Source organism: Exiguobacterium sp. MH3 (assembly GCF_000496635.1).
GTDB classification, from domain to species: domain Bacteria; phylum Bacillota; class Bacilli; order Exiguobacteriales; family Exiguobacteriaceae; genus Exiguobacterium_A; species Exiguobacterium_A indicum.
Genome location: NC_022794.1, coordinates 894,509 through 918,528 on the forward strand (window position 1 = coordinate 894,509; position 24,020 = coordinate 918,528).

The 24,020-nt window shown below is 46.5% G+C and carries 32 protein-coding genes; 27 read left to right on the forward strand and 5 right to left on the reverse strand.

Going from position 1 to position 24,020, the window contains the following annotated elements; all coding sequences use genetic code 11:
* Positions 1 to 63: 63 nt before the first annotated feature.
* The 6 genes from U719_RS04460 (at position 64) to U719_RS04485 (ending at position 6,348) form a co-directional block, all read left to right on the forward strand.
* A complete protein-coding gene (locus U719_RS04460) occupies positions 64 to 1,020 on the forward strand; it encodes an L-lactate dehydrogenase (RefSeq protein ID WP_023467547.1) in 957 nt (318 codons plus the stop codon).
* Positions 1,021 to 1,277: 257 nt separating this feature from the next.
* Positions 1,278 to 1,787, forward strand: coding sequence for a GNAT family N-acetyltransferase (locus tag U719_RS04465; RefSeq protein ID WP_023467548.1), 510 nt, complete (start codon positions 1,278 to 1,280; stop codon positions 1,785 to 1,787).
* 160 nt (positions 1,788 to 1,947) lie between these two features.
* Positions 1,948 to 2,985 carry a M42 family metallopeptidase gene (locus tag U719_RS04470; RefSeq protein ID WP_023467549.1) on the forward strand — a complete coding sequence of 346 codons (1,038 nt, stop codon included), beginning with the start codon at positions 1,948 to 1,950 and terminating at the stop codon, positions 2,983 to 2,985.
* Positions 2,969 to 3,172: a YqgQ family protein gene (locus tag U719_RS04475; protein WP_023467550.1), complete on the forward strand. Its 204-nt coding sequence runs from the start codon at positions 2,969 to 2,971 to the stop codon at positions 3,170 to 3,172. The genes U719_RS04470 and U719_RS04475 overlap by 17 nt, the downstream gene beginning before the upstream one ends.
* 83 nt (positions 3,173 to 3,255) lie before the next feature.
* The gene (locus U719_RS04480; protein ID WP_023467551.1) at positions 3,256 to 4,206 is read left to right on the forward strand and encodes an ROK family glucokinase; all 951 of its coding nucleotides are present in this window, start codon (positions 3,256 to 3,258) and stop codon (positions 4,204 to 4,206) included.
* A 216-nt stretch (positions 4,207 to 4,422) separates the two neighbouring features.
* Positions 4,423 to 6,348: an LTA synthase family protein gene (locus U719_RS04485; RefSeq protein WP_023467552.1), complete on the forward strand. Its 1,926-nt coding sequence runs from the start codon at positions 4,423 to 4,425 to the stop codon at positions 6,346 to 6,348.
* Positions 6,349 to 6,884: 536 nt separating this feature from the next.
* Here the strand turns inward: U719_RS04485 and U719_RS04490 are convergent.
* On the reverse strand, positions 6,885 to 7,064 hold the full coding sequence (locus tag U719_RS04490; protein ID WP_023467553.1) for a DUF2759 domain-containing protein: 180 nt from the start codon (positions 7,062 to 7,064) through the stop codon (positions 6,885 to 6,887).
* Positions 7,065 to 7,232: 168 nt separating this feature from the next.
* Here U719_RS04490 and U719_RS04495 point away from each other — a divergent pair, with 168 nt between their 5' ends.
* Positions 7,233 to 7,850 carry an MBL fold metallo-hydrolase gene (locus tag U719_RS04495; protein WP_023467554.1) on the forward strand — a complete coding sequence of 206 codons (618 nt, stop codon included), beginning with the start codon at positions 7,233 to 7,235 and terminating at the stop codon, positions 7,848 to 7,850.
* A 42-nt stretch (positions 7,851 to 7,892) separates the two neighbouring features.
* Here the strand turns inward: U719_RS04495 and U719_RS04500 are convergent, their stop codons facing one another.
* Positions 7,893 to 8,156 carry a DUF2626 family protein gene (locus tag U719_RS04500; RefSeq protein ID WP_023467555.1) on the reverse strand — a complete coding sequence of 88 codons (264 nt, stop codon included), beginning with the start codon at positions 8,154 to 8,156 and terminating at the stop codon, positions 7,893 to 7,895.
* Positions 8,157 to 8,380: 224 nt separating this feature from the next.
* Between U719_RS04500 and U719_RS04505 the strand changes: the two genes are divergently transcribed.
* From U719_RS04505 to gcvPB, 13 genes are all read left to right on the forward strand, one after another.
* Positions 8,381 to 8,767, forward strand: coding sequence for a Spx/MgsR family RNA polymerase-binding regulatory protein (locus U719_RS04505; protein WP_023467556.1), 387 nt, complete (start codon positions 8,381 to 8,383; stop codon positions 8,765 to 8,767).
* Between the two features lie 62 nt (positions 8,768 to 8,829).
* Positions 8,830 to 9,672, forward strand: a complete 843-nt coding sequence (locus U719_RS04510) for an ATPase, T2SS/T4P/T4SS family (protein WP_023467557.1) — start codon at positions 8,830 to 8,832, stop codon at positions 9,670 to 9,672.
* Between the two features lie 14 nt (positions 9,673 to 9,686).
* On the forward strand, positions 9,687 to 10,628 hold the full coding sequence (locus tag U719_RS04515) for a type II secretion system F family protein (RefSeq protein ID WP_023467558.1): 942 nt from the start codon (positions 9,687 to 9,689) through the stop codon (positions 10,626 to 10,628).
* 17 nt (positions 10,629 to 10,645) lie between these two features.
* The gene (locus U719_RS04520; RefSeq protein ID WP_023467559.1) at positions 10,646 to 10,957 is read left to right on the forward strand and encodes a competence type IV pilus major pilin ComGC; all 312 of its coding nucleotides are present in this window, start codon (positions 10,646 to 10,648) and stop codon (positions 10,955 to 10,957) included.
* Positions 10,926 to 11,387, forward strand: a complete 462-nt coding sequence (locus tag U719_RS04525) for a type II secretion system protein (RefSeq protein WP_023467560.1) — start codon at positions 10,926 to 10,928, stop codon at positions 11,385 to 11,387. The genes U719_RS04520 and U719_RS04525 overlap by 32 nt, the downstream gene beginning before the upstream one ends.
* 5 nt (positions 11,388 to 11,392) lie before the next feature.
* Positions 11,393 to 11,752, forward strand: a complete 360-nt coding sequence (locus U719_RS04530; RefSeq protein ID WP_023467561.1) for a type II secretion system protein — start codon at positions 11,393 to 11,395, stop codon at positions 11,750 to 11,752.
* 19 nt (positions 11,753 to 11,771) lie between these two features.
* On the forward strand, positions 11,772 to 12,038 hold the full coding sequence (locus tag U719_RS04535; RefSeq protein ID WP_235147625.1) for a hypothetical protein: 267 nt from the start codon (positions 11,772 to 11,774) through the stop codon (positions 12,036 to 12,038).
* Entirely contained in the window at positions 12,014 to 12,307 is a 294-nt protein-coding gene (locus U719_RS04540) for a hypothetical protein (protein WP_023467563.1), read from the forward strand. The genes U719_RS04535 and U719_RS04540 overlap by 25 nt, the downstream gene beginning before the upstream one ends.
* Positions 12,300 to 12,785, forward strand: a complete 486-nt coding sequence (locus U719_RS04545) for a shikimate kinase (protein WP_023467564.1) — start codon at positions 12,300 to 12,302, stop codon at positions 12,783 to 12,785. The genes U719_RS04540 and U719_RS04545 overlap by 8 nt, the downstream gene beginning before the upstream one ends.
* Entirely contained in the window at positions 12,782 to 13,096 is a 315-nt protein-coding gene (locus tag U719_RS04550; RefSeq protein WP_023467565.1) for a hypothetical protein, read from the forward strand. Before U719_RS04545 ends, U719_RS04550 begins: the two co-directional genes overlap by 4 nt.
* Positions 13,097 to 13,280: 184 nt before the next feature.
* Positions 13,281 to 14,363, forward strand: a complete 1,083-nt coding sequence (gene gcvT / locus U719_RS04555; RefSeq protein WP_023467566.1) for a glycine cleavage system aminomethyltransferase GcvT — start codon at positions 13,281 to 13,283, stop codon at positions 14,361 to 14,363.
* Between the two features lie 13 nt (positions 14,364 to 14,376).
* Entirely contained in the window at positions 14,377 to 15,723 is a 1,347-nt protein-coding gene (gene gcvPA / locus U719_RS04560) for an aminomethyl-transferring glycine dehydrogenase subunit GcvPA (RefSeq protein WP_023467567.1), read from the forward strand.
* Entirely contained in the window at positions 15,716 to 17,185 is a 1,470-nt protein-coding gene (gcvPB, locus tag U719_RS04565) for an aminomethyl-transferring glycine dehydrogenase subunit GcvPB (protein ID WP_023467568.1), read from the forward strand. Before gcvPA ends, gcvPB begins: the two co-directional genes overlap by 8 nt.
* Before the next feature lie 66 nt (positions 17,186 to 17,251).
* Here gcvPB and U719_RS04570 read toward each other — a convergent pair whose 3' ends face one another.
* On the reverse strand, positions 17,252 to 17,632 hold the full coding sequence (locus U719_RS04570; RefSeq protein ID WP_023467569.1) for a rhodanese-like domain-containing protein: 381 nt from the start codon (positions 17,630 to 17,632) through the stop codon (positions 17,252 to 17,254).
* Between the two features lie 138 nt (positions 17,633 to 17,770).
* Here U719_RS04570 and U719_RS04575 point away from each other — a divergent pair, with 138 nt between their 5' ends.
* The 3 genes from U719_RS04575 to hpt all read left to right on the forward strand — a co-directional run bounded on the left by U719_RS04575 (position 17,771) and on the right by hpt (position 19,724).
* Positions 17,771 to 18,601: a lipoate--protein ligase family protein gene (locus U719_RS04575; RefSeq protein ID WP_023467570.1), complete on the forward strand. Its 831-nt coding sequence runs from the start codon at positions 17,771 to 17,773 to the stop codon at positions 18,599 to 18,601.
* Positions 18,602 to 18,625: 24 nt separating this feature from the next.
* Positions 18,626 to 19,048, forward strand: a complete 423-nt coding sequence (mntR, locus tag U719_RS04580; RefSeq protein WP_035398709.1) for a transcriptional regulator MntR — start codon at positions 18,626 to 18,628, stop codon at positions 19,046 to 19,048.
* 148 nt (positions 19,049 to 19,196) lie between these two features.
* On the forward strand, positions 19,197 to 19,724 hold the full coding sequence (gene hpt / locus U719_RS04585) for a hypoxanthine phosphoribosyltransferase (protein WP_023467572.1): 528 nt from the start codon (positions 19,197 to 19,199) through the stop codon (positions 19,722 to 19,724).
* Positions 19,725 to 19,781: 57 nt separating this feature from the next.
* On the opposite strand, the gene U719_RS04590 is transcribed toward hpt, so the two are convergent.
* Together U719_RS04590 and U719_RS04595 are read right to left on the reverse strand one after the other, a co-directional pair.
* Positions 19,782 to 20,183 carry an SA1362 family protein gene (locus tag U719_RS04590; protein ID WP_023467573.1) on the reverse strand — a complete coding sequence of 134 codons (402 nt, stop codon included), beginning with the start codon at positions 20,181 to 20,183 and terminating at the stop codon, positions 19,782 to 19,784.
* Positions 20,184 to 20,203: 20 nt separating this feature from the next.
* Complete coding sequence (locus tag U719_RS04595; protein ID WP_023467574.1) at positions 20,204 to 21,136, reverse strand: DUF1385 domain-containing protein; 933 nt, start codon at positions 21,134 to 21,136, stop codon at positions 20,204 to 20,206.
* Between the two features lie 156 nt (positions 21,137 to 21,292).
* Here U719_RS04595 and aroQ point away from each other — a divergent pair, with 156 nt between their 5' ends.
* The 4 genes from aroQ (at position 21,293) to accB (ending at position 24,020) form a co-directional block, all read left to right on the forward strand.
* Positions 21,293 to 21,739, forward strand: coding sequence for a type II 3-dehydroquinate dehydratase (gene aroQ / locus U719_RS04600; protein ID WP_023467575.1), 447 nt, complete (start codon positions 21,293 to 21,295; stop codon positions 21,737 to 21,739).
* On the forward strand, positions 21,736 to 22,800 hold the full coding sequence (locus U719_RS04605; RefSeq protein WP_023467576.1) for a Xaa-Pro peptidase family protein: 1,065 nt from the start codon (positions 21,736 to 21,738) through the stop codon (positions 22,798 to 22,800). The genes aroQ and U719_RS04605 overlap by 4 nt, the downstream gene beginning before the upstream one ends.
* A 35-nt stretch (positions 22,801 to 22,835) precedes the next feature.
* On the forward strand, positions 22,836 to 23,402 hold the full coding sequence (gene efp, locus U719_RS04610) for an elongation factor P (protein ID WP_023467577.1): 567 nt from the start codon (positions 22,836 to 22,838) through the stop codon (positions 23,400 to 23,402).
* Between the two features lie 168 nt (positions 23,403 to 23,570).
* Positions 23,571 to 24,020: an acetyl-CoA carboxylase biotin carboxyl carrier protein gene (gene accB, locus U719_RS04615; protein ID WP_023467578.1), complete on the forward strand. Its 450-nt coding sequence runs from the start codon at positions 23,571 to 23,573 to the stop codon at positions 24,018 to 24,020.

Sequence of the window (24,020 nt, forward strand, 5' to 3'; positions counted from 1 at the left end):
TACAATTTATTTGTGAGATAGTTAACAAACTCTTAGGATGAATGAAAGGGTGGACATAACGATATGGAATTACATGCGAAAGTGACACGAGTAGCCCTCATTGGAGCTGGTGCAGTCGGTTCAAGCTTTGCCTATCAGATGTCAACAGCTGGGCTTTGTGAAGAACTTGTCATCATTGATGTCAACAAAGCCAAAGCAGAGGGCGAGGCAATGGACTTAAACCATGGAACACCATTTAGCTCTTCACCGATGCGAATATGGGCTGGCGACTACGCGGACTGCCGCGAAGCGGAAGTCGTCGTCATCACGGCAGGCGCTCCACAAAAACCAGGTGAGACAAGACTCGATCTCGTTGCAAAGAATGCGTTGATCATGAAAGAAATGATTCGTCAAATCATGGATTCTGGTTTTGATGGGATCATCGTCGTGGCTTCTAATCCGGTTGATATCATGGCGCATCTTGCCTGGAAATATTCCGGTCTTCCGAAATCCCGCGTATTTGGATCAGGAACGGTGCTTGATACAGCACGTCTGCGTCAAATGCTTGGAGAATACTTTCACATTGACTCCCGAAATGCCCATGCCTATATTCTTGGAGAACATGGTGATACGGAATTCGCTGCCTGGAGTAACAGCCGTATTTATGGAAAAACGATTGATGAACTACTTGCTGAAGACGATCGTTATTCTCAAGCAGATCTTGATCAAATTTACATCAACGTCCGAGATGCTGCTTATCATATCATCGAGCGCAAAGGGGCAACCTACTATGCGATCGGGCTTGGGCTTGTTCGGATCGTTCGTGCGATCCTCGGAAATGAGAACTGTCTATTAACGGTCGGTGCGCATGTCGATGGGCAGTATGGCATTTCCGGTATCCACATTGGAGTTCCCGCCATCATTAATCGTCAAGGTGTGCGTGAAATCATTGAAGTCTCATTGACGGAAGAAGAGTTGAAGAAATTCCATCATTCTGCTGATGTATTGCGTCAGACGCTTGAACCCGTCTTGCAAGGATAAGCGTACGCATCATGCTGAAGGTATTACCGAAATAAAGTAGTAAAAAAACTCAAGTGTCGGACTTGCTTCATATTGTCCACACTTGAGTTTTTTTGATGTAAAGAACGAATACATAAAAAATCACATCTATTCGTCCAGTAGTAAAAAGAGAAAAATCTAGGTTTTATTTTACTAGAAAAGGGTTAAGTAAGAGATAGAAGCATTTTTACGTCATTTTTTGTACGTCATGATACCCAAAAAGGAGAGAACCGACAGTCATGTATACTTTTCGAAAACTAACTAAAGAGGATGCAGAACAATACTGGAATCTACGCCTTGAGGGATTAAAAAATCATCCAGATGCATTCGGTCATTCGTTTGATGATGAACAGCAAACCCCGCTCCGCGAAGTACAAGAAGGACTTGAGGGAGAACCCGACTCCGATGAGGTTTGGCTTGGTATGTTCGACGGTGATACGTTGTTTGGGTTTGGTCAGGTCAAACCATATGAATTGTCACGTGAATCGCATAAAGCGATGATTTCTGGAGTATACGTATCACCTGAATATCGCGGGGGTACTGGTCGCGCTTTAATGGAAGCCTTAATCGAGGAAGCGAAAAAATTACCGGACGTCGAGCAAGTCATTCTTGCCGTTTTATCAGGAAACGAAGCCGCACAAAATCTTTATGAGTCGCTCGGTTTTGAAGTATATGCCGAAGACCCAGATTCCGTAAAATTAGAAGACGGCACATATCGTGATGATATTTGGATGAAGAAGTACGTCTAAGTTTTTCAGAGGATGTAGATTAGAAGCTGTAGCAAAAAAGTGCTACAGCTTTTTTGCATGGTATCCGTAGGATATCAGTATCGGCAAAGAATGAATATTTGTTATCATGAGAACAAAGCGGATGTCACATCGTAGTCCGATTGAAAGGGAGCGAATGAAAATGAAAGAAGTCATACGTACGATTGAAGAGCTTGTCTCGATTCCGAGTCCAACAGGTTCGACAAAAGAAGCGATTACATATGTAGAAAAGCGATTGGTATCAGAAGGAATCACGTATCGAAAACTTGAGAAAGGAGCGATTTTAGCGACACTACCTGGTGCTTCAACGCGTACGCGGTTACTGACGGCACACGTCGACACACTAGGAGCGATGGTGAAAGAGATTTTACCAACAGGACGACTTCGTTTATCACAACTGGGGGGATATGCTTGGACAGCAATTGAAGGTGAGAACTGTCTCATTCACAAGATGGACGGTCAAACGATTTCAGGTACAATCGTGTTCCACCATTCGAGTGTTCATACGTCGCGCGAGACGAATAAGACGGAACGCTCCGCTGATAATATCGAAGTACGGCTCGATATCCGTTCAACGACAGCGGAAGAGACGCGCGTTGCGGGGATTGAAGTAGGAGACATCGTAACATTTGATCCGCGATTCCTCTACACGGAAACGGGATTCGTGAAGTCGCGCCATCTCGACGATAAAGCATCCGTTGCTTTGTTGCTTGAATTGATCAAGGAATGGAAAACAATCGAGCTGCCACACACGGTCCAGATTCTGATTTCAAATTACGAAGAAGTTGGATTCGGTGGAAATGCTGGATTCACGGAAGAAGTCGCAGAATACATCGCGGTCGACATGGGGGCACTAGGAGACGGTCAACACTCCGATGAATTCACGGTCTCGATCTGTGCGAAAGATGGTTCGGGTCCATATGACTTGGCTTTACGCCACCAGTTAACGCGTTTAGCACAACGTAACAGTATTCCATATAAGGTTGATATCTATCCATTCTATAGCTCGGATGCCTCAGCGGCAGTAAGTGCGGGACACGACGTCCGGCACGGATTGTTCGGTCCGGGAATCGAATCGAGTCATTCGTACGAACGTACACATGAGACGTCGTTACAAGCGACATATGATTTGTTGCATGCCTATGTAAAGGAGCCGATGGTTGATGAAGACACTGTATGACGTACAGCAGTTACTCAAGACATACGGAACATTCATCTATCTTGGGGACCGAGCGTCCGATATCGCGATGATGATGCTTGAACTCGATGAATTACAAGAAGCAGGCGTTTTGGAACAACGTCAGTACGATTCAGCGAAACTAATCTTACGACATGAATTAAAGCGTTCACAATCCGATAACATTTAAGATTGTGCAACCCTTTGCGCAAACGGGTTATGTCCGGTAAAATGAGGAAGCAGACATTATATGAGTATAGGGGAGACGAAGCAATGAAATGGTTACTCGGCATTGATATCGGCGGCACGACAGTCAAGATGGCAATTTTGGATTTGCAAGGGATCATCGTAGAAAAGTGGGAAATCGAGACGGTCGTTTTGAATGATGGCGTACAAATTCCTGGAGATATCGCAAAATCCTTCTTTGAGAAGTGTCAAGAGAGCAATAAACGACCAGAAGATTTCGTCGGAGCGGGCATCGGTGCGCCGGGATTCATTGATTTCAATACAGGTGTCGTTGAGAAAGCAGTCAATATCGGTTGGACTAACTTTGAACTCATCGGTGAATTCGAACGTTTGACGGGTTTACCGGCTGTGCTTGAAAATGATGCGAACGCAGCGGCAATCGGTGAGATGTGGAAAGGTGCCGGTAGTGGGGCAACCGAACTCCTTGCTGTCACACTCGGTACGGGCGTCGGTGGTGGTCTGATCACGAACGGACAAATCGTGCATGGTACAGTCGGAATGGCTGGAGAAATCGGTCATATCACGATGTTGCCTGAAGGTGGCGTCCTATGTGGATGTGGTCGCAAAGGATGTCTTGAGACGATCGCGTCAGCAACAGGGATCGCTCGTCTTGGTCTTGAGAAGCGTAAAGGGAAAGAAACGTTACTCAACGACATCAAGGCAGTGACAGCAAAAGACGTATTCGAAGCGTATGAGAAAGGAGACCGGATTGCAACGGAAGTCGTAGAAGAAGTGACGTTCCATCTCGGTCTTGCCATCTCCAACTTAGCGAACAGTATTAACCCGGAAATCATCGTTATCGGTGGTGGTGTGTCAAAAGCGGGCGAGACATTGCTTGCACCACTCCGTCAACAGTTCGAACGCTTCGCTTTACCACGGGTTTTCGGATCAACGACGTTCAAGATTGCCGAGCTTGGAAACGATGCAGGAGTCATCGGCTGTGCATGGCTTGCGAAGCAGATGTTTCTCAAAAAATGATAATATTCAATTTCAGTAAAAGGTTCGCTTCGGCGAATCTTTTTTTTGTTTACAAACGTACAGTAATTATGTGATTGTTAAGTATCTTCCGGATTCCAGTTGCATTTTTGTAAAACTAAGCGTAAAATTTTCACGTGATATGGGTATATGTAAATTATGAGGTAAGTTGTGTGAACTGAAATCAGAAAGCACATGTAAATTAGGAGGCAGGTTTTTATGCAGCAAGACGCAAACATCTGGTCGCGAATGCGCCTAAAGATGGGTCAAGGCGTTCGCAGCACCTATAAAGAGCACAAGCTCTTTTGGATTGCGACCTTATTGATTTGGTTAAAAACGTATTTAGCGTATACACTTTTCTTCAACGTTCCCGTAACAAACTCTGCGCAAGCATTCATTCTACTAATTAACCCAATTAGTTCAGCGCTCTTCATGTTCGGGTTCAGCTTCTTCTTCCGAGGAAATGTTCAAAAATGGTTCATCTACGGCACACTGTTCGTCGCGACACTCATTTTATATGCGGACATCATTTTCTTCCGCTTCTTTAATGACTATCTGACGTTGCCGGTATTGTTCCAAACATCGAATGCGGAAACTGTTTCTGCATCGCTCGGGTCACTTTTGAATTGGTCCGATTTATTGATCGTCGGTGACTTGATCATCTTACCGTTCTTCTTACGGAAAATGGACATGTCAAAAAATGTTGCGTCACGTGGACGCGCGATTCTCGCATTCGTTGCAGCAGTTGTCGTTTTCCTTGGAAACTTGACGCTCGCTGAGACAGAACGTCCAGAATTGCTCACACGTGCCTTCGACCGAGAATTGCTCGTTAAAAACATCGGAACATTTAACTTCCATATGTATGATGCTCTCATTCAGTCTAAGACATCTGCGCAAAAAGCACTCGCGGACAGTTCTGAACTGTCGGAAGTTCAAAGTTTCATTGATTCAAAACATGCTGAACCGAACCCAGCTATGTTCGGAAAGTACAAAGGAAAGAACGTCATCGTCGTTTCCTTTGAGTCGGCACAATCCTTTGCAGTTGGATTAAAAGCACCAAACGGACAAGAGATTACACCGAACCTGAATAAGTTGATCAAGGAATCGCATTCATGGGATAACTTCTATCACAACACAGGACAAGGGAAAACGGCAGATGCTGAGTTCATTCTCGAAAACTCGATCTATCCACTTGGACGCGGTGCAGCATTCTTTACGAACGGAGAAAATGAATTCCGGGCAACTCCTGAAATGCTGAAAGAAGACGGCTATTATTCAGCTGTTTTCCATGCAAACAACAAATCGTTCTGGAACCGAGACATCGTCTACAATAGCTTTGGCGTCGATCGTTTCTTCTCAGAGACGGATTATGACCTAGGTGATCCAGCAGATTTGACGGAGTGGGGCTTGCTCGATGATAAATTCTTTGAACAGTCATTGCCGATGTTGAAAGATTTACCACGTCCGTTCTATTCGAAGTTCATCACATTGACGAACCACTATCCATTTGAGATGCCAAAACCAGAAGATGAACTTGTACCACCGCTTGAGACAAGTTCTACGACGCTGAACCACTACGTTCAGGCACTAGCGTATCAAGATATGGCACTCGGTAAATTCATCGAGGGTCTGAAAAAAGATGGTACGTGGGATGATACGATCTTCATGGTCTATGGTGACCACTATGGTATCTCGACGAACCACAATGCTGCGATGGCAGAACTCATGAACAAAGATGAGTTGACGCCGTATGATGTCGCGCAATTGCAACGTGTACCATTCGTGATCCATTTACCGGGTCAAACGAAAGGTGTCAAACATGAAGACGTCGCGAGCCAAATCGACATTAAACCGACATTGCTTCATCTGTTAGGACAAGACTTCAAGAATGAAGTATTGTTCGGTACTGATCTCTTCTCGAAACAGCACAAGGATTATGCGCTGTTCCGCGATGGTTCCGTCATAACAGACAAAACGGTTTATACGCAGGAAACATGTTATGATCGTCAGACAGGTGAAGAGGTAAAAGATGGAGAGTTAGCAGAGATGTGTAAACAATCTACGAAACAATCCGAGAAGGAGTTAGGACTTTCGGATAAAGTCATCTATGGTGACTTGCTCCGTTTCCTTCAAACTTCAAAATAAGATGAAGAAAACGAATCTACTTTCGAGTGGATTCGTTTTTTTGTAGAAAGGCAAATAAAAAGAGAGATGCGCGAGGCATCTCTCTTCAGATTTTAGACAAAAGGGCTGACACCAAAAAATGACGCATCTTTTCACGCCCTTTCCTCAGGCGTGTGCCTCTAACAGCGCAAAATTGCGCTTTTTCCTGTAAGAGTGGCGTGTAACGCGTCATTCTTTTGATACTCGGAAGAAGGATCAGGGAAGCGTTTTGTTCACTCGACATCGCTTCCTAGGGAATAACAAGCAAGAGCGACCCTGTAGCGAATTGAAGCGGCGCGATGCTTGTCTCAGGAAAACGATTCGAAACGAACAAAAAAGTGCAATCCTTCTCGTTAGAGAAAAATTGCACTTTGTCTTTAGTCTCAAGGGGCTGACTCAAAAAAAAGAATGACGCGTCATTCTTTTTATTACGAGATAAGGGAGGCAGATCATCAATCTGCCTCCCTTATCTTTGTAGATACTGACTTTTGAGTCAGCCTCTTTTTAGCGTATCTTGATTACGATGGAATACCGCCGTAAATCAATGTCGCAATCCCGAACCAGCCGAATAAGACGACAGTCAGACCTGCGAATACGAGTGGAAACATTTGGCGTTTCTTAAGTGAACGAACGACGGCCCAAACGCCGACGAGTGCGACGAAGAAGAAAAGCCAACCGATTGGTTGATCCAAATGCATGACGTACTCCCCCTTAAACAATCACGTTATGAATTTCACGAAGATTTCACTTAAATCTCACTTTTTAGTTTATCCGACTCGCGGGATAAAGTCGAGAGGGCGTTGCAGGAACTTTCGACAATTTCGTGTATAGTAGGAGAAGAGTCTATTGTAAAGGGGTTTTATAGAATGGAAATCGTAATGATCACTTCCGGTATGGCATCTGAGAATGGTTATTTGTTATTTAAAGATAAGGAATGTCTCGTCATTGATCCGGGTACAGAAGATATGCGGTTTTTCGATGAGATTGAAAGTCGGGGAGCAACATTAAAAGCGATTTTGTTGACGCATGCGCATTTTGACCACATTGGTGGTGTGGATATGTTACGACGCTTCACGGAAGCCCCTGTCTACGTGCATCCGGAAGAAGCAGGATGGCTCGGTAATCCAGAATGGAATGGTTCAGCAAAATTCGGAATGCCACCGATGCGGATGAAACCAGCGGATCATTTGTTGCAACCAGGACGATTGACGATCGGTAGCTTTTCGATGCATGTACTTGAGACGCCAGGACACTCACCAGGAAGTGTGACGTTCTACTTTAAAGGAGAACGGATCGCGTTCGGTGGAGATCTCCTGTTCCAGCAAGGCGTCGGACGAACGGATCTACACGGTGGGGATCAAGACGTATTGATGCGTTCACTGGATCGACTCATCGCGGAACTACCGGCAGATACGACGGTTTATCCAGGGCATGGTCCGAGTACGACGATTCGTCAAGAAATGAAATCGAATCCATTCCTCTGACTAAAAAAACTCGCCATCCAAAAGGATGACGAGTTTTTTTCATTACATCTGGAAGTTCGACCAGTACGTAAAGACGATGAAAAATACAGTTAAGTAAGCTCCAAAGATATAGACATACGTTTTTTCAGTTAAGCGCAAGTAACCGAGCGCTGCAAAAAAGACAGTTTGTGCTAAGAAGACGAAGCCCATGACTAAAAATGAATCCGTATGCTCACTTGAGCTTGCATCGCCACCCAATGCGCCGATAAATGCCATGACTGCGATGATACCAGTCCAGAAACCGAGTACGCGGTACATTCTCCCCATTCCTATAACCCCCTAAATCCGACAGATAGTCAATATACGTACTTATTTTACCAAGCAAACAATCATCCGTCCATCCTGTTCTAGTGATTGTTAAGGAATAACTGTGAACAAAAGATGAAGTTTCAAAAAAAGTTGTACAATAGTTGTACAAAAGGTGTACAAAGTCAAATTAACGTGCTATAGTAACTGTAATGAAACCCCACACTTTGAGAGGAGGAGCAAAAATGACGAATGAGTTAGTCTTTTTCACATACCCAAGCTGTACATCATGTCGTAAAACGAAATCATGGTTAAAAGAGGAACATGTTGATGTAGAGGAACGTCATCTGTTCAGAAATGCTCCAACAGTTGATGAACTCATGGAACTGTTGAAATTATCGACGGATGGGATTGAAAGTTTGCTCGCAACACGCAGTCAAGCCTTCAAGGATCTCGGCATTGATATTGAAGACATGAAACTCAGTGAGTTATTACGCCTCATGAGTGACAATCCGAAATTATTACGCCGCCCAATCATCACTGATGGAAAACAACTTGTTATCGGATACGATAAACCAGGTCTTGAGACATTGGCGAAGCGTAAACATCGGACAATCGCACACGTATCGTAAAGAAGCCGGTTTGGTCGGCTTCTTTTTTTTGTGTATTGTTTGCGGTAGGGAGGTGAAGAGAAATGAAGGAATGGACGACACAACTCATGGAACGATTCGAATCACTTGGTGCAACAGATGTTCATTTCGTACCGAATGAAGCTTGCGTCCGAATAGTTTGTCGAACGGGTGATGGTTTGTGTGAACAAGAAGAGGTGGAACTGACACGTTACCGGACACTTGTCAGTCATGTCCGCTATGAGGCGAACTTAAAGGAACAGAATGAGCGGATTCCGCAAAGTGGTTTGTATCCGCACGGGAAAAAGGGCATGCGTGTCTCGTTGTTGCCGAGTCGACAAGGGGATGCGATGTCGTGGCGATTTTATCGATCAACGGTCTCTCAAGAAACAGCTTTACGAACGTTACACAATCAATTGGACTTCGCCTGGTTAGCTGAACAACGACACGGGTGTATCGTCATTTCTGGATCGACAGGTGCAGGAAAGACGACGATGTTATATTCCTTGATGAGTGCAATGGAAGAAAAGCGAATCATCTCGATTGAAGATCCGGTGGAATGTACGGTACCAAACGTCTTACAACTGGAACTAAATGAAAAGGCAGGCTTCACTGCTACGCGATGTTTTGAGGAAATATTGCGAGCGGATCCGGATTGGATTGCTTTTGGTGAGGTGCGGACGAGAGAGGCAGCACGTTTGACGATGAATGCCGCACTTAGTGGTCACGTCGTGTTATTTACGTTACACGCTGGAAGTATTGATGAGGCGCGATTGCGATTGCGTAGTTTAGGGATCGAAGAGTCAGAACTAGCTGTCTGTCAACGCATCATTCATCTCGAGCGAAAAGGAGAGGATGTCCGCTGTACCGTCAGAAACTTACAAGCCGCGATCAAAGTCGGTTCTTAAAACGATATCACCGTTTGTTATCAAAAGGCATTTCCGCGAAAGAGACGTTACTCATTTTAAAACGATTCGAGCGTCAGCCGTTCGCGGAAGTAGTCGGAGAAATGGAACAATGTCTTGAAAAAGGAGACTCCTTTGCAGCATCGCTTGAACCGCTTGCGTTAACGAATACCTTAAAACGACTTCTTTTCGTTGGAGAAAGGACAGAGCGACCATTGCTCGTTCTTCGCCAAATCGTGAAACTGCTCGACCTCGAAACAGAAATGCGATCGAAGTTTTGGAAGATGATTCGGTATCCGCTTGTTCTAGCGACCAGTCTATTCCTTCTGTTCTTCTTTTACGCCCTCTACGTATTTCCGTCTCTCCTCGAGATGTCGGACCCGAAGACTCTCCCCTCATTTCTGCATCTCCTTCTTCACCCCTCTGCGAAATATCTGCTCGCAAGTATTCCCGTTATTTTGTTGACCTCCGGGTACCTCTTTTTTCGCTTCTTTCCGTTAAACCGTATTTTACGACTGAAACCGCTACAGCGTTTGATTCGCCTCTACTACAGCTATTTATTCACGATCGAAGTAGGATCGTTCATCGATGCTGGCTTCTCGCTCGAAGAGACCTTTCGCCATCTAGAGCAAGGACAAGCGAATAAAAAAGGGCATCTCTATGCTCGTCTACATGCTAAACAACAGGCAGGGGAACCACTTGCAGAAGCGCTTGGCGAAGATGAGATCATCGAAGCCGAGACGATTGGAATCGTCCATTTGGCGCGGGAAAGTGGCGATCTTGGACCGTTATTGCTTGAACAAGCGACACTTTTGCATGAGTCGATGGAAGAGGAACTAGAGAAAAAGTTGTTATGGATAGAGCCGATTTTGTACGGTGGATTGACGATCATGACGGGAACGTTGTTTCTCATCTTGTATTATCCGATACAGCTAGCGATACAGCAGCTTCCATTCTAAACAGAGGAGACGATACGATGAAACAATTCTTAAAGCGACAGGATGGATTCACCTTACTTGAGATGGCAGCCGTCTTATTGATCATTTCGTTATTACTGCTCGTTTTGATTCCAACGATGACAAGTGGAAAGGACCAGGCGAAAGGTGTGAGTTGTGAGGCGAACATTCGAGTCATTCGGTCAGAAGTAAACCTTTACTATGCCAAAGAGAAGAAGTACCCAGAATCGCTTCAGACGATCAATCGCGGAACAGCTGATAAACCGAATGCTCTCGTCTGTGATCAGGAGACGTATACGTATGATCCGAAGACTGGCGAACTTACGAAGTGAACGTGGATTTACCTTATTTGAGATGACGGCGGTGCTGACAATCATTGCTTGTTTACTTGTTTTTTTATTACCGGCACTGTTTGAAAAACGACCGGACTGGATTCCGCTTGAACAAGAGGTTCGTCTGATGGAACAAGATATTCAGACACTTCGACTGATGCAGTACTCAAAGCAAGATCAATCATTGATGCAGTTTCGATTTCGAGGAGACGGTGCAGGATACCTTGTCCTTGCGGATGACCGGTTGTTATGGCAACGGACATTCCAAAATGGTCATACGTGTACCGTTCCACCCTCGAATCGCATCATCTATTTTAAAAGCTATCACTCGATTTATGCAGCGACCTGGTCTTGCCGTTCGGCAACAGCCGAATATGAAATCAAATTCTTACTTGGGAACTATCAAATGGCAATCCGTAAAGTGAGGTGAGAAGGATGCAGAACGAACGCCAAGCGGGCTTCTCTTTGCTTGAAGTGATGCTCTCGATCGTTGCAATCGGTATCTTCATGATGTTAGCGATTGATCCTTATCTCGATTTACGGACGAAACAAATGAAATGGGAACAAGAGACGGAACAGCTTGAGCAGATGGCGACGGATCAAGTTGAAAACCGAACAGCGTCCTATGTCCTGAAACAAGGAGAGTGGTGCAATGAAACGATGTGTCTTGCGAGCGGAATCCGGAATGACCCTTCTCGAACTCTCATTCGTCCTATGGCTGAGCCCACTTCTTCTGCTGGCAATCTTGACATTGACCCCTCTCGTTCGTCCGCCGGAAGTCAACCGAATGAATGAAAAATTGTTCTTTCATACCGTGGAACGACTGATGTGGCGTAGTACGATGTGTGAGCGCGTCGGAGACGAGATTCGTGGAATGGACGTCAATCCGGGAGAGACGGCTGAAAAGTGGCGTCTCGTCCGTGTGCAAGATCAACTGCGTCTCAAGAAAGAACAGGGAGGTGAACTGACATACGCCCGCGACGTCAAACACTATACCGTGACAGGGGATGCCGAGATTCTCTCGATTCAGTTGAACGACAGCAGACGTTCCTTCCGATGCGTCAGGAAGGATTCATCTTGATTCAAACGTTACTGTTACTTCTAGGAATGGGAGTCGTGCTCTTGATTTCTTGTCAGCAAATTGACGAAGAGATGCGGCATCATCAGTTAGAGCAAGAAGCCCTTCAACTCGAGTCTCTCATCCGAGCGGCGAAAGCAGATTGTACGAAGGACGAGACCCTCCGCTACCCAATCGGACAAGTCAGCTGTACAGCGACCGATAAAGACTTTAAAATGGAAGCGAGATTAGAGAATGGTCAAAGAATCGAGGCGGTCGTCACACATGAGTAAGGTTTATTTGATTGGGTTTATGGGAACTGGTAAAACAGCCGTCGGACATCGATTGGGTTCACAATACGAGGTCGACGAACTGGATGAACGGTTCGAACAGGAACATGGACAAACGATTACCGCTTTTTTCGCTGAGCATGGCGAAGCAGGGTTTCGTACACATGAAAGCGAATTGTTGAAGAGTAGCAAAGCCGAAGTGGTCGTCACAGGTGGCGGGATCATCGAACGAGAAGAGAACCGACTGTACATGCAGGAGTCCGGAACAGTCGTCTGGATCGATACACCCTTTGATTTGATTTGGGAACGGATCGCCGCTGATCCGAATCGTCCACTCGTGACAGAACGGGAACAAGTGAGACGATTGTTTGAACGTCGCTATTCCTTATATGCTGGAGTAGCTACTGTCCGACTTGAAGGAACGGCATCAATCGAAGAATTAACGCGTGCGATTGAAACTGTATTGGAGGAGAAGTCATGATTTGGATTACGTTAGGTATTATTTTATTGGCTATCATAGGACTCGTGTTGTTTGGATTCAGTCTTTACAAAAAGAAGCTGTCTCAGGATATTCGGCAGTTAAAACAACTGATGGAGCGCTTTACGATTCGTCAGCAAACCTTGCAGACGAACATTGATCATACGACGCAGCGAATCGATCAAATCAAAGGGAATATCAATCGAATCACTGAAGAAGGAAATCGTGTGAAGCAAGGAGCGAGCCAATTGGTGACGGAAGGTCGTCGACTCCAGGAAGAAATCAAACGAACTGCCGGAATCAAACAATTTTGAAATGGCTTTCATGGGAAGAATATGAAACAATAGGAGAGAAGGGACAGGGTCCTTTCTCTCTTTTTCGTATGTTCCTTTTTCCGAATAATACTAGATAATTATGATTTTAATTGGTAAGATGGATTTGAAAATGGAACATTAAAGAGAAGAGAGAGTGAAAACGTTCGTAAATAGGGGGATTTGTATGAGTCAAACGACATTGAAAAGAACACCGTTATTCGAAACGGTTTCGCAAACCGGTAAGATGGTGGATTTTGCGGGATTTGAAATGCCAGTTTTGTTTTCCTCGATTAAAGAAGAACACGTTGCAGTAAGGGAGAACGTCGGCATGTTCGATGTCTCGCACATGGGAGAACTGTTCGTCAGCGGACCGGATGCTCTGACGTTTTTACAAGCTACATTATCGAACGATATTTCAAAGATTGCGGTGGGGCAAGCGCAATATAACGTCTTATGCCAAGAAGACGGTGGGACAGTGGATGATTTACTCGTCTATCGTTTGGCAGAAACGGACTATCTTCTCGTCGTCAATGCTTCGAACATTGAAAAAGACGAACAACATTTACGTCACTATCTAACAGGGGACGTTACGCTTGAGAATCAATCGGAACAATATGGTCAAATTGCGGTCCAAGGACCACGTGCGGAAGCCATCCTTTCCGGCATGACACCACTTGTCTTATCAGAGATCGGATTTTTCAAGTTCCAACAGGGGACGGTTGCAGGAGTGGAAATGATCGTCTCACGCAGTGGGTACACAGGGGAAGATGGGTTCGAACTCTACATGGCAGCTGGTGACGCACCTGCTGTCTGGCAAGCACTACTTGAGCAAGGTGTCGTACCATGCGGGCTCGGGGCACGTGACACATTACGTTTTGAGGCATGTCTGCCACTTTATGGACATGAATTATCAGCAACGATTTCACCCATCGAAGCGGGAATGGGCTTTGCGGTCAAACCACAAGTCAAACCGTTCGTCGGTTCAGAGGTCTTGTTGCAACAGAAAGAACAAGGAGCACCGCGACGCTTGATCGGTCTTGAATTACTCGATAAAGGGATTGCGCGTCAAGATGCACCGGTTTGGCATGACGGGGAAGTCGTTGGTGTGGTGACGACAGGTACGTTGCCGCCGACAGTCGGAAAAGCGATTGCTTGGGCACTCGTTCCTGCAGAAGTAGCGGAACAAGAGCAATTTGAAGTGGAAGTACGCGGAAAACGTTTAGCAGCGAAACGAACAGCGACACCGTTTTATCGTCGCACGAAATAAGGGGGATATTTCTATGGATTTTCGTTATTTACCAATGACAGCAGAAGATGAGCAGGCGATGTTACAGACGATCGGTGCAGCATCGATCGAAGATTTACTCGCTGATATCCCGGCATCCGTCCGTGATAACGGTACATTGGAAGAAGTCGGCGTGCCACTTCCGGAAACGGACTTGATTCGGACGCTATCGAAGCTTGCCGACCAAAACATGAATACGAAACAATATCCATCGTTCCTTGGCGCAGGCATCTATGATCACTATGCACCTGCTGTCGTCAACCATATGTTACTGCGCTCAGAGTTTTACACTGCCTATACACCATATCAGCCAGAGATTTCGCAAGGTGAGCTACAAGCGATTTTTGAATTCCAATCGATGATTTGTGAATTGACAGGGATGGATGTCGCGAATTCTTCGATGTATGACGGGATCACGGCGTTAGCGGAAGCGGCCATGCTTGCGTGTGCCCATACGAAGAAAAAGACGATCGTTCTTTCAGACGGCGTTCACCCGGAAGCACACGATGTCGTTCGGACGTATGCGAACGGTCCTGGACTAAACGTCGAGACATTATCGCTTGAGCAAGGTGTCACACGGATCGATCAACTCGATGCCATCGAAGACGTCGCCTGTGTCATCGTGCAGTATCCGAACTTCTACGGTCGTGTCGAAGAACTACAAGCATTGGCCGATGCGACACATGCACGTGGTGCGCTCTTCATCGTCTCTGCGAATCCACTGGCACTCGGTATCTTAGAAGCGCCAGGTAAACTTGGCGCTGACATTACGATCGGAGATTGCCAACCGTTCGGAATTCCACAAAGCTTTGGTGGACCGACATGTGGTTATTTCACGACGACAAAAGCGTTGATGCGTAAGATTCCGGGACGTCTCGTTGGACAGACCGTCGATGAGAATGGGAAACGCGGTTTCGTTCTGACATTACAAGCACGTGAACAACACATTCGCCGTGACAAGGCGACATCTAATATCTGTTCGAACCAAGCGTTGAATGCACTCGCTGCTTCGATTGCGATGAGTGCACTCGGAAAACGGGGTATCCGGGAACTCGCGACACGTAACTTGCAAACGGCACATGCCTTAAAACAAAAGCTGAAACAGGCTGGCTTTACGATCGTTGACGATGGACCGAGCTTCAATGAATTCGTCGTTACGCTACCAATCGACGCGACACGTGCGAGTCAACAATTGCTCGATCACGGGATCATCGGCGGTTTGCCGTTAGGATCGTATGACGCGGCACGTCAAAATGAAATGCTTGTTTGTGCAACGGAATTACGGACGAATGAAGAGTTGGATCAATTCGTGACAGCGTTAGGGGGACTCACACATGAATGAGCAAACATTGATCTTTGAAATTTCTAAACCGGGTCGTATCGCCTATAGCTTACCGTTACCGACTGTCGATGAGGTGGCAGTAGAAGAATTGTTACCGACCTCGATGTTACGGAAGGAAGACGTGGCGCTACCGGAAGTATCTGAACTGGATCTCGTCCGTCACTACACGGCACTCTCGAACCGTAACCATGGTGTGGATTCTGGATTCTATCCACTCGGGTCATGTACGATGAAATACAACCCGAAAATCAATGAAGATATGGCACGCCTCCCTGGGTTTGCACACATTCACCCGCTTCAACCAGTCGAAAGTGTCCAAGGGGCACTCGGTTTAATGTATGATCTGCAAGAAAAACTCGCAGTCATCACAGGAATGGATGAAGTGACGCTCCAGCCGGCGGCGGGAGCACACGGTGAATGGACAGGCTTGATGTTGATTAAGGCCTACCATCATGCACGTGGTGACTTTAAACGGACGAAAGTCCTCGTACCGGACTCGGCACACGGAACGAATCCCGCATCGGCATCAGTCGCTGGATTTGATACCGTGACGGTCTTATCGAATGAACGTGGTCTCGTTGATTTAGCAGACTTAAAGAAAAAAGTCGGTGACGATACAGCGGCACTCATGTTGACGAATCCAAACACGCTCGGTTTATTCGAGTCGGATATCGTCGAAATCGCAAAAGCGGTGCATGAGGCAGGCGGAAAACTGTACTACGATGGTGCGAACTCGAATGCGATCATGGGCATCGCTCGTCCAGGAGACATGGGCTTTGATGTCGTCCACTTGAACTTGCATAAGACGTTCACAGGACCGCACGGTGGCGGCGGACCAGGGTCGGGTCCAGTAGGGGTCAAACAAGATTTGATTCCGTATTTACCGAAACCGATCGTCCGCAAAGAGGAAGAGCGTTATGTCCTCGACTACGATCGCCCGGAAGCAATCGGTCGTGTCAAACCATTCTACGGTAACTTCGGCATCAACGTGCGTGCCTATAGCTATATTCGGACGATGGGTGGAGCAGGTCTCGCTCGCGTCTCGAAAGAAGCGGTCTTGAATGCGAACTATATGTTGGCTCGTCTCAAAGGTGCGTATGACGCGCCATACGACGTCTATTGCAAGCACGAATTCGTCTTGTCGGGTAAACGTCAAAAAGCACTAGGTGTCCGGACGCTTGACATCGCTAAACGTCTGCTTGACTTTGGATACCATCCACCAACGATCTACTTCCCATTGAACGTCGAGGAGTGTATCATGATCGAACCGACGGAAACAGAGTCGAAAGAAACACTCGATGCCTTCTGTGATGCGATGCTCCAGATTGCAAAAGAGGTCGAAGAGACACCGGATGTCGTCTTGAACGCACCACACACGACAATCGTCAAACGGATGGACGAGACACTTGCTGCTCGAAAACCGGTCTTACGCTACGAACCAAAACAAGAAGTACACGCATAAGCTATTTCATAAAAAAGAGGATTTCTCCGACGAAGGAGAGATCCTCTTTTTGCGATGAACGAAGCATTAGCTCCGTTTGATTTTTCCTGACCACTGCTTGAATCCGCCTTTTAACTGATACAGATTCGTATAGCCTGCTTTTTTCAAGACTTTTGCAGCCTGTGAAGAACGCATGCTACCTTGACAATACAAGTAAATCGGCATGTCTTTTCGTAATTCCTTCGATCGCATCTTCATTTGGCTGACCGGGATGTTACGGGCACCGACGATGTGTCCACCTTTGAATTCCTGTGTTTCGCGAACATCGACGATTTGTGCTTTACGGTAGTTCGCACGGAATTCTTCTTGCGACAATTTCGTGATGCCTTTGACCGGCATGAAACGCCAAGCGATGTAGGCGATCAGCGCGACCCATAATACGATCGTAATGATAGTTCCAGTTTCCATATTCGACTTCCAACCCCTTCGTTCGTTTAACCTCTGTTTCATTATAGTCAACGAAATCGATTTCGGCAATCGACTCGTGATTGCGCGACCGAGAATGGGTTTGATACACTAAGACGGAAACGTTTTGGGGGTGCTCAAGTGAACAGAGAGTGGCAAGTGTTGACGACGCCGGCGATGGAGCCGGCAATGAACATGGCAATCGATGAAGCATTGATTCAGTTCGTCGGGCGGGGGGAGATCGCACCGACGCTTCGTTTTTACTCATGGGAACCACGCGGATTAAGTGTTGGTCATTTTCAACGGGCAACCCGTGATATCGATCGAGAGCGGATTGCAGAGCTCGGGATTCCGATCGTGCGTCGGATGACAGGAGGGCGCGCTGTCTTGCATGCAGACGAGTTGACGTACAGTGTCGTCATCCCGGAAGATACAGAAGGTTTACCACGCACGGTCATCGAAAGTTATCGGATGTTGACGGAAGGGATTCGCAAAGGATACCATCACCTCGGCATTCCGGTCGAATTTTCCGTTCCGTTGACGGAAGAGGAAAAAGAAGAGTTACGGAAGCCGAAATCAGCCGTTTGTTTTGATGCCGCATCGTATTATGAACTCGCTGTCGGAAAACGGAAAGTCGCTGGAAGTGCACAAGTCCGCCATCAAGGCGTTGTCTTACAGCACGGTTCGGTCCCGCTCTCTGTCGATGAAGGTGAATTGTTTGATTGTTTCTTGTATGATGATGAGTCGACGCGCGAACGGATGAAGGCACGTTTCTCTGGAAAGGCTGTCGCTTTGAATGAGCTAGCAGGTCGCGCTGTCGCCTTTGACGAGGTACGAGAAGCGTTCACGAAAGGCTTCGAAGAGGCACTTGATTTGTCGTTCGTTCCGTTGACGTTCACGAGTGAGCAGTGGCAGGAGATTGAGCGTCTTGCCGAGAAATACCGTAGTGATGAGTGGAACTGGAAACGCTAATGAATGAAATGGGAAGGTGATGTCGTGCCAACTCCGAGTATGGAAGATTATTTGGAACAAATTTATAAACTGATCGAAGATAAGGGATATGCCCGCGTGTCGGATATAGCGGAGTCGTTAGGAGTTCACCCGTCCTCGGTAACGAAGATGGTTCAAAAGCTCGACCGGGAGACGTACCTCGTTTATGAAAAGTATCGGGGTCTCATGCTGACGCCTAAAGGACGCAAAATCGGGAAGCGTCTCGTGGAACGACATGCCTTGCTTGAAGATTTTCTTCGTCTCGTTGGTGTGGATGAAGAACTGATCTATAAGGATGTCGAAGGAATCGAGCACCATATTAGTATCGAAGCATTGGATAAGATTAACGGAATGATTCAGTTCTTTGCGGAACGTCCTGGTTTGAAAGAGGAACTGCATCGCTATCAACAAGCCCATCCAGAAGATTGAGGCTTGTTTTTTTATATTTCTTTGCCAAAAAAGTTCTCAAACACGAACGATCCATTACATTTTTATGATAAAGTGCGCATTTTAAGTTGGATATGCTATACTGAGCCTGAAAATGGACGAAGGGGGTGGCGGGTGTTCGCACCTTGTCATGGAAATCACGATTAAAGAAAAATTAGTGTCGGAGTCACAACTGAAAGAAAAAGTTCGTGAATTAGCACAACAGATCGAAGCAGATGCGGCTGGGCGTCAAATCGTTCTCGTCGTCGTGTTAAAAGGATCGATGGTCTTTGCTGCCGATTTGATGCGCGAAATCAAAGGAAGCGTTCAAATTGATACAGTCGCGTGCTCTTCTTACGGAACAAAGACCGTCTCTTCCGGGCGTGTTCAGTTGAAGAAAGATCTCGATCTCGATGTGCAAGGGAAATATGTCGTCGTCATCGAAGATATCATCGACACAGGGCGGACGCTCCATTTCTTATGTGATCACATGAAATTGCATCAACCCGGAGTTCTCAAAGTATGTACATTGCTTGATAAACCGGCACGTCGTGAAGTAAAACTCGACGCAGACTATGTCGGTTTCGAGATTCCGGATTACTTCGTTGTTGGGTACGGAATCGATTGTGCGGAGGAATATCGCAATCTACCGTATATCGGTTGGGTCGAAACGGATTGAACACGAAAAAAGGAGGTTCGTCGCATGACGAATCTCCTTTTTAATGTACTTCTGAAATTAGAAAGCACGTTTTTTCTTTTTGCCTTTTTTTCCTTCGATGACTGTCAGATGAGGCGCTTTTGAACGATCCCGCAACGGTCTGACTTTATTCGATGCCGGCGCTTTTGAAGACTTGACCGGTTTTTTCTTAAAGTCTGTCCGGCGAACAGAATTCGAAGAGCCATGCATTTTTTTTGATTGAGCGACGGATTTTCGGTACTGAGCATTTGCGCCCGTTCCGACGCTTCGATTACGAGTCAGGAACTTAAAGAGCAAGAAGATGATCCCGGCGGTAATCCCGAAGAACAGCAATTGTGAAAACAGACTACTTGGATTATTGACGAGTTTATATCCGAAGCCGACAAAAGCGAACAGTAACACGACGAGTGCAAATGTAGAACCAATGCGTTGTCTGATCATAATATCACCCCTGTTATCGATTAACCCAGTGCATTCTCATGTAGGTTATGTTCCTGTTTTTCCAATGCTTCAAACGCATAAATCGCAACCTCGATCTGTGCATCGTCCGGTTCTTTCGTCGTCAAGTATTGTAACCATAGGCCAGGCAAGGCAATGACGCGAAGTCCTTTGATGTGCTGTGCTTTGTTCGTCAGCTGCAACACTTCAAATGAAAGACCGATGACGACCGGTAATAAAGCGATCCGGCAGACGAGACGCAACCAAAGCGGATCCGTTGGCACGATCAGATAGACGAAAAATCCGACGATGACGGTGAAGATCAAGAAACTCGAGCCGCAACGGTAATGAAGACGACTGCTGACGCGAACGTTTTCGACCGTGAGTGGGCGTCCTGATTCGACGCAGTTGATGACCTTATGCTCTGCACCGTGATATTGAAAGAGTCGTTTGACGAGCGGAGTCAATGAAATCACGTAGAGGTAACTGAACAAAAGCGTTAATTTGATTGTTGCTTCGATGACATTTTGAATGACATGTCCTGATAAAGCAGGGAACACATCGAATAGTGACGCAAGGAAAGCAGGTAGTAACGTAAAAAGTAATTTACCGAAAAAGAATGATAGGACTCCGACGACAGCTACGCCGAGCCATTTCGTCAAAGGGCTGGCAGTCGTCTCTTCCGGCTCTTCTTCACCAGGTTTGACACCGTATCGGTCACTTGCGAAGTTCATATGACTGGCACCATTCGCTGAGGACTCCATCAAAGCGAACAAGCCACGTAGAAGTGGAATTTTTTTGCCTTTAGCGATTCGTGGTCGAACCGGTTTTTGTTGGGCGAACGTCTCGATCGACTCATCGTTTCGACGAATCGCTGAGACCGCGTGGGTCGCATTTTGGAACATGACGCCTTCGACGATGGCTTGACCACCGACCGGCGGATTAGTCGTTTTCATAATAGAACGCATCCCGTCTTCATTAAAATTAGGTGTATCGTCAGTGTACTTGATTTACAACAAAAAAACTATGTTCGACTCGTCAAAACGAGGTAATCTTTAGGAGTCGGAAATCGGGTTATGATACAATGAAAAGGAATTCGAGGAGGTGTTTTTTTGCGTGTCTTGATATTAAACGGACCAAACTTGAATTTACTCGGAACACGCGAACCGGATACATATGGAACGGCGACATTAGCCGACTTAGAACACGACCTTCGCACTTATTTTCCGAACATTCAGTTTCGGTTTGAACAATCGAACCATGAAGGACGACTGATTGATGTTCTTCACGAGGAACGGGGAGCGGACGGCATCGTCTTCAATGCTGCTGCCTACACGCATACGAGTATCGCGTTACGTGACGCGATTGCTGCAATCGAAGCGCCCGTCATCGAGGTCCATCTATCGAATGTCCATGCACGTGAATCCTTCCGGCATCATTCGATGATCGCACCCGTCTGCCAAGGTGTCATCGCTGGACTTGGCATGACGGGATATCGTCTGGCAACGGAGGCACTCCAAGCTTTACAACAATCGGAACAAGGGGGAAATCAATCATGAAACAACGGATCGAGGCGTTACAAGCAGCTTTAAAGGAACGGGACCTTCCAGGATTACTCGTCACGAAAGCAGAGAACATTCGATACATTTCCGGCTTCACGGGATCAAGCGGTGCATGTCTCGTAACAGAAGAGCAAGCGTACTTCGTGACGGATTTCCGTTACACGGAGCAAGCGGCAGACCAAGTCAAAGGAATGGAGATCGTTCAAATCGAACGTTCGATTCCAGAGACGATGGGCGAATTGATGGCAGGAGCGCGTGTTCGCGCGGTTGGTGTCGAAAAGGATGCGATGACACTCGGTGCTTTTGAAGCATACGATCAAGCTTCAGCAATCGAGCTTGTTCCGACGACAGGAATCATTGAAAACCTACGCTTGATTAAGGATTCGTCAGAGATTAAGATGATTAAGGAAGCGGTGGAGCTCGCAGACGCGACCTTCCAACACATCTTGACGTACATTCAACCAGGACGAACGGAACTTGAAGTATCAAATGAACTAGAATTCTTCATGCGGAAGCATGGAGCGACGTCTTCTTCTTTCGATACGATCGTGGCATCGGGCTATCGTTCTGCCTTGCCGCACGGTGTTGCCAGCTCGAAGGTCATTGCGACGGGTGAACTCGTCACGCTTGATTTCGGAGCGCTCTTGAACGGTTATGTTTCAGATATCACACGGACTGTCGCAGTCGGTCCGATCAATGCCGAGTTGCAGAAGATCTACGATACGGTCTTGCAAGCGCAACTAGCGGGTGTCGACGGCTTAAAACCAGGCATCACTGGGATCGAAGCGGACGCATTGACACGTGATATCATCAAAGAAGCAGGTTACGGTGAGTACTTCGGTCACTCGACGGGACACGGTATTGGTCTAGAAGTACATGAAGGACCTGGCTTGTCGTTCCGCTCTGAGACGAAACTTGAACCGGGCATGATCGTTACGGTCGAACCAGGTATCTACGTGCCGCAAGTTGGCGGATGCCGGATTGAAGATGACGTTTTGATCACGGAAACAGGTCGAGAAATTCTTTCGTCTTCACCAAAAGAACTGATCACTCTCTAATTCAGAGTGACGGGACATTTTAGGAGGAACCATTCATGGTATCAGTAAACGATTTAAAAACAGGATTAACGATTAAGACTTCAGACGGTATGATTTGGCAAGTACTTGAATTCCAACATGTTAAACCAGGTAAAGGGGCAGCGTTCGTTCGGACGAAAATGCGTAACATCCGTAACGGAAACATCCAAGAGATGACATTCCGTGGTGGTGAGCGTGTCGAGCGTGCACACATCGAGCGTAACAAGATGCAATACCTTTACCCAATGGGCGAGACTTACGTCTTCATGGACACAGAATCGTATGAGCAATTGGAATTGACGACGGCACAAGTCGAAGCAGCTCTTCCATACTTGCTTGAAAACATGGAAGTTCAAATCGCGGTTTACAACGGCGAAATCCTCGGTCTTGAATTGCCGAACACAGTCGTCATGACGATCGTTGAAGCAGAGCCTGGCGTTAAGGGTGATACAGCTTCGAACGTCAAGAAAAATGCGACAGTGGAGACAGGTCATATCATTCAAGTCCCACTCTTCATCGAAGCAGGCGAAAAAGTAACGGTTGATACACGTACAGGTGATTTCACAGGTCGTTACAACGGATAATATTGAAACGACAAGACGTCTCTCACCTTTTATCAGGTCGAGAGACGTCTTTTTTCATCCAGCTTGACTTGCATCCAATGGTATGACCAGTTAATATAAGTATTTGAGTAGGCATTAGCACCTGGTATAATAATTGTGAATACAGCATAGATGGGGGAAGAATGACAGATGAAAATCGATCAGTTGAAACAAGTACTCGAAATGCTCGATCAGTCGAGTGTAAATGAACTCTCACTCGAGACGGATACGTATAAATTGAAGTTGAAGAAACAAGGAGAAACAGTAACGGTCTCGCACCAAGCACCTGCTACTCCAGTGGCGGCGCCAGCTCCTGTGAAGCAAGCGGCAGCACCAGTCGAGGAAGAGGTGACTACGGATGATACGGTCACGATCAATGCCTTGATGGTCGGAACGTTCTATTCGCGTCCGAATCCAGATAAACCTGCATACGTCAAAGTCGGTGATCAGATTGAAGTGGGTCAGATCGTTTGTGTCCTTGAAGCAATGAAACTCTTCAATAACTTAAACTCGGAAGTATCTGGAACGGTCGTCGAGATTCTTGTCGCCGATGGAGATCTCGTTGAATTTGGTCAACCACTCTTCCGGATCCGTCCGTAA

Coding starts and splice junctions, on each gene's coding strand:
- U719_RS04460 (WP_023467547.1), top strand. CDS start 64: ATGGAATTACATGCGAAAGTGACACGAGTAGCCCTCATTGGAGCTGGT.
- U719_RS04465 (WP_023467548.1), top strand. CDS start 1,278: ATGTATACTTTTCGAAAACTAACTAAAGAGGATGCAGAACAATACTGG.
- U719_RS04470 (WP_023467549.1), top strand. CDS start 1,948: ATGAAAGAAGTCATACGTACGATTGAAGAGCTTGTCTCGATTCCGAGT.
- U719_RS04475 (WP_023467550.1), top strand. CDS start 2,969: ATGAAGACACTGTATGACGTACAGCAGTTACTCAAGACATACGGAACA.
- U719_RS04480 (WP_023467551.1), top strand. CDS start 3,256: ATGAAATGGTTACTCGGCATTGATATCGGCGGCACGACAGTCAAGATG.
- U719_RS04485 (WP_023467552.1), top strand. CDS start 4,423: ATGCAGCAAGACGCAAACATCTGGTCGCGAATGCGCCTAAAGATGGGT.
- U719_RS04490 (WP_023467553.1), bottom strand. CDS start 7,064: ATGCATTTGGATCAACCAATCGGTTGGCTTTTCTTCTTCGTCGCACTC.
- U719_RS04495 (WP_023467554.1), top strand. CDS start 7,233: ATGGAAATCGTAATGATCACTTCCGGTATGGCATCTGAGAATGGTTAT.
- U719_RS04500 (WP_023467555.1), bottom strand. CDS start 8,156: ATGGGGAGAATGTACCGCGTACTCGGTTTCTGGACTGGTATCATCGCA.
- U719_RS04505 (WP_023467556.1), top strand. CDS start 8,381: ATGACGAATGAGTTAGTCTTTTTCACATACCCAAGCTGTACATCATGT.
- U719_RS04510 (WP_023467557.1), top strand. CDS start 8,830: ATGAAGGAATGGACGACACAACTCATGGAACGATTCGAATCACTTGGT.
- U719_RS04520 (WP_023467559.1), top strand. CDS start 10,646: ATGAAACAATTCTTAAAGCGACAGGATGGATTCACCTTACTTGAGATG.
- U719_RS04525 (WP_023467560.1), top strand. CDS start 10,926: ATGATCCGAAGACTGGCGAACTTACGAAGTGAACGTGGATTTACCTTA.
- U719_RS04530 (WP_023467561.1), top strand. CDS start 11,393: ATGCAGAACGAACGCCAAGCGGGCTTCTCTTTGCTTGAAGTGATGCTC.
- U719_RS04540 (WP_023467563.1), top strand. CDS start 12,014: ATGCGTCAGGAAGGATTCATCTTGATTCAAACGTTACTGTTACTTCTA.
- U719_RS04545 (WP_023467564.1), top strand. CDS start 12,300: ATGAGTAAGGTTTATTTGATTGGGTTTATGGGAACTGGTAAAACAGCC.
- U719_RS04550 (WP_023467565.1), top strand. CDS start 12,782: ATGATTTGGATTACGTTAGGTATTATTTTATTGGCTATCATAGGACTC.
- gcvT (WP_023467566.1), top strand. CDS start 13,281: ATGAGTCAAACGACATTGAAAAGAACACCGTTATTCGAAACGGTTTCG.
- gcvPA (WP_023467567.1), top strand. CDS start 14,377: ATGGATTTTCGTTATTTACCAATGACAGCAGAAGATGAGCAGGCGATG.
- gcvPB (WP_023467568.1), top strand. CDS start 15,716: ATGAATGAGCAAACATTGATCTTTGAAATTTCTAAACCGGGTCGTATC.
- U719_RS04570 (WP_023467569.1), bottom strand. CDS start 17,632: ATGGAAACTGGAACTATCATTACGATCGTATTATGGGTCGCGCTGATC.
- hpt (WP_023467572.1), top strand. CDS start 19,197: ATGGAAATCACGATTAAAGAAAAATTAGTGTCGGAGTCACAACTGAAA.
- U719_RS04590 (WP_023467573.1), bottom strand. CDS start 20,183: ATGATCAGACAACGCATTGGTTCTACATTTGCACTCGTCGTGTTACTG.
- U719_RS04595 (WP_023467574.1), bottom strand. CDS start 21,136: ATGAAAACGACTAATCCGCCGGTCGGTGGTCAAGCCATCGTCGAAGGC.
- U719_RS04605 (WP_023467576.1), top strand. CDS start 21,736: ATGAAACAACGGATCGAGGCGTTACAAGCAGCTTTAAAGGAACGGGAC.
- efp (WP_023467577.1), top strand. CDS start 22,836: ATGGTATCAGTAAACGATTTAAAAACAGGATTAACGATTAAGACTTCA.
- accB (WP_023467578.1), top strand. CDS start 23,571: ATGAAAATCGATCAGTTGAAACAAGTACTCGAAATGCTCGATCAGTCG.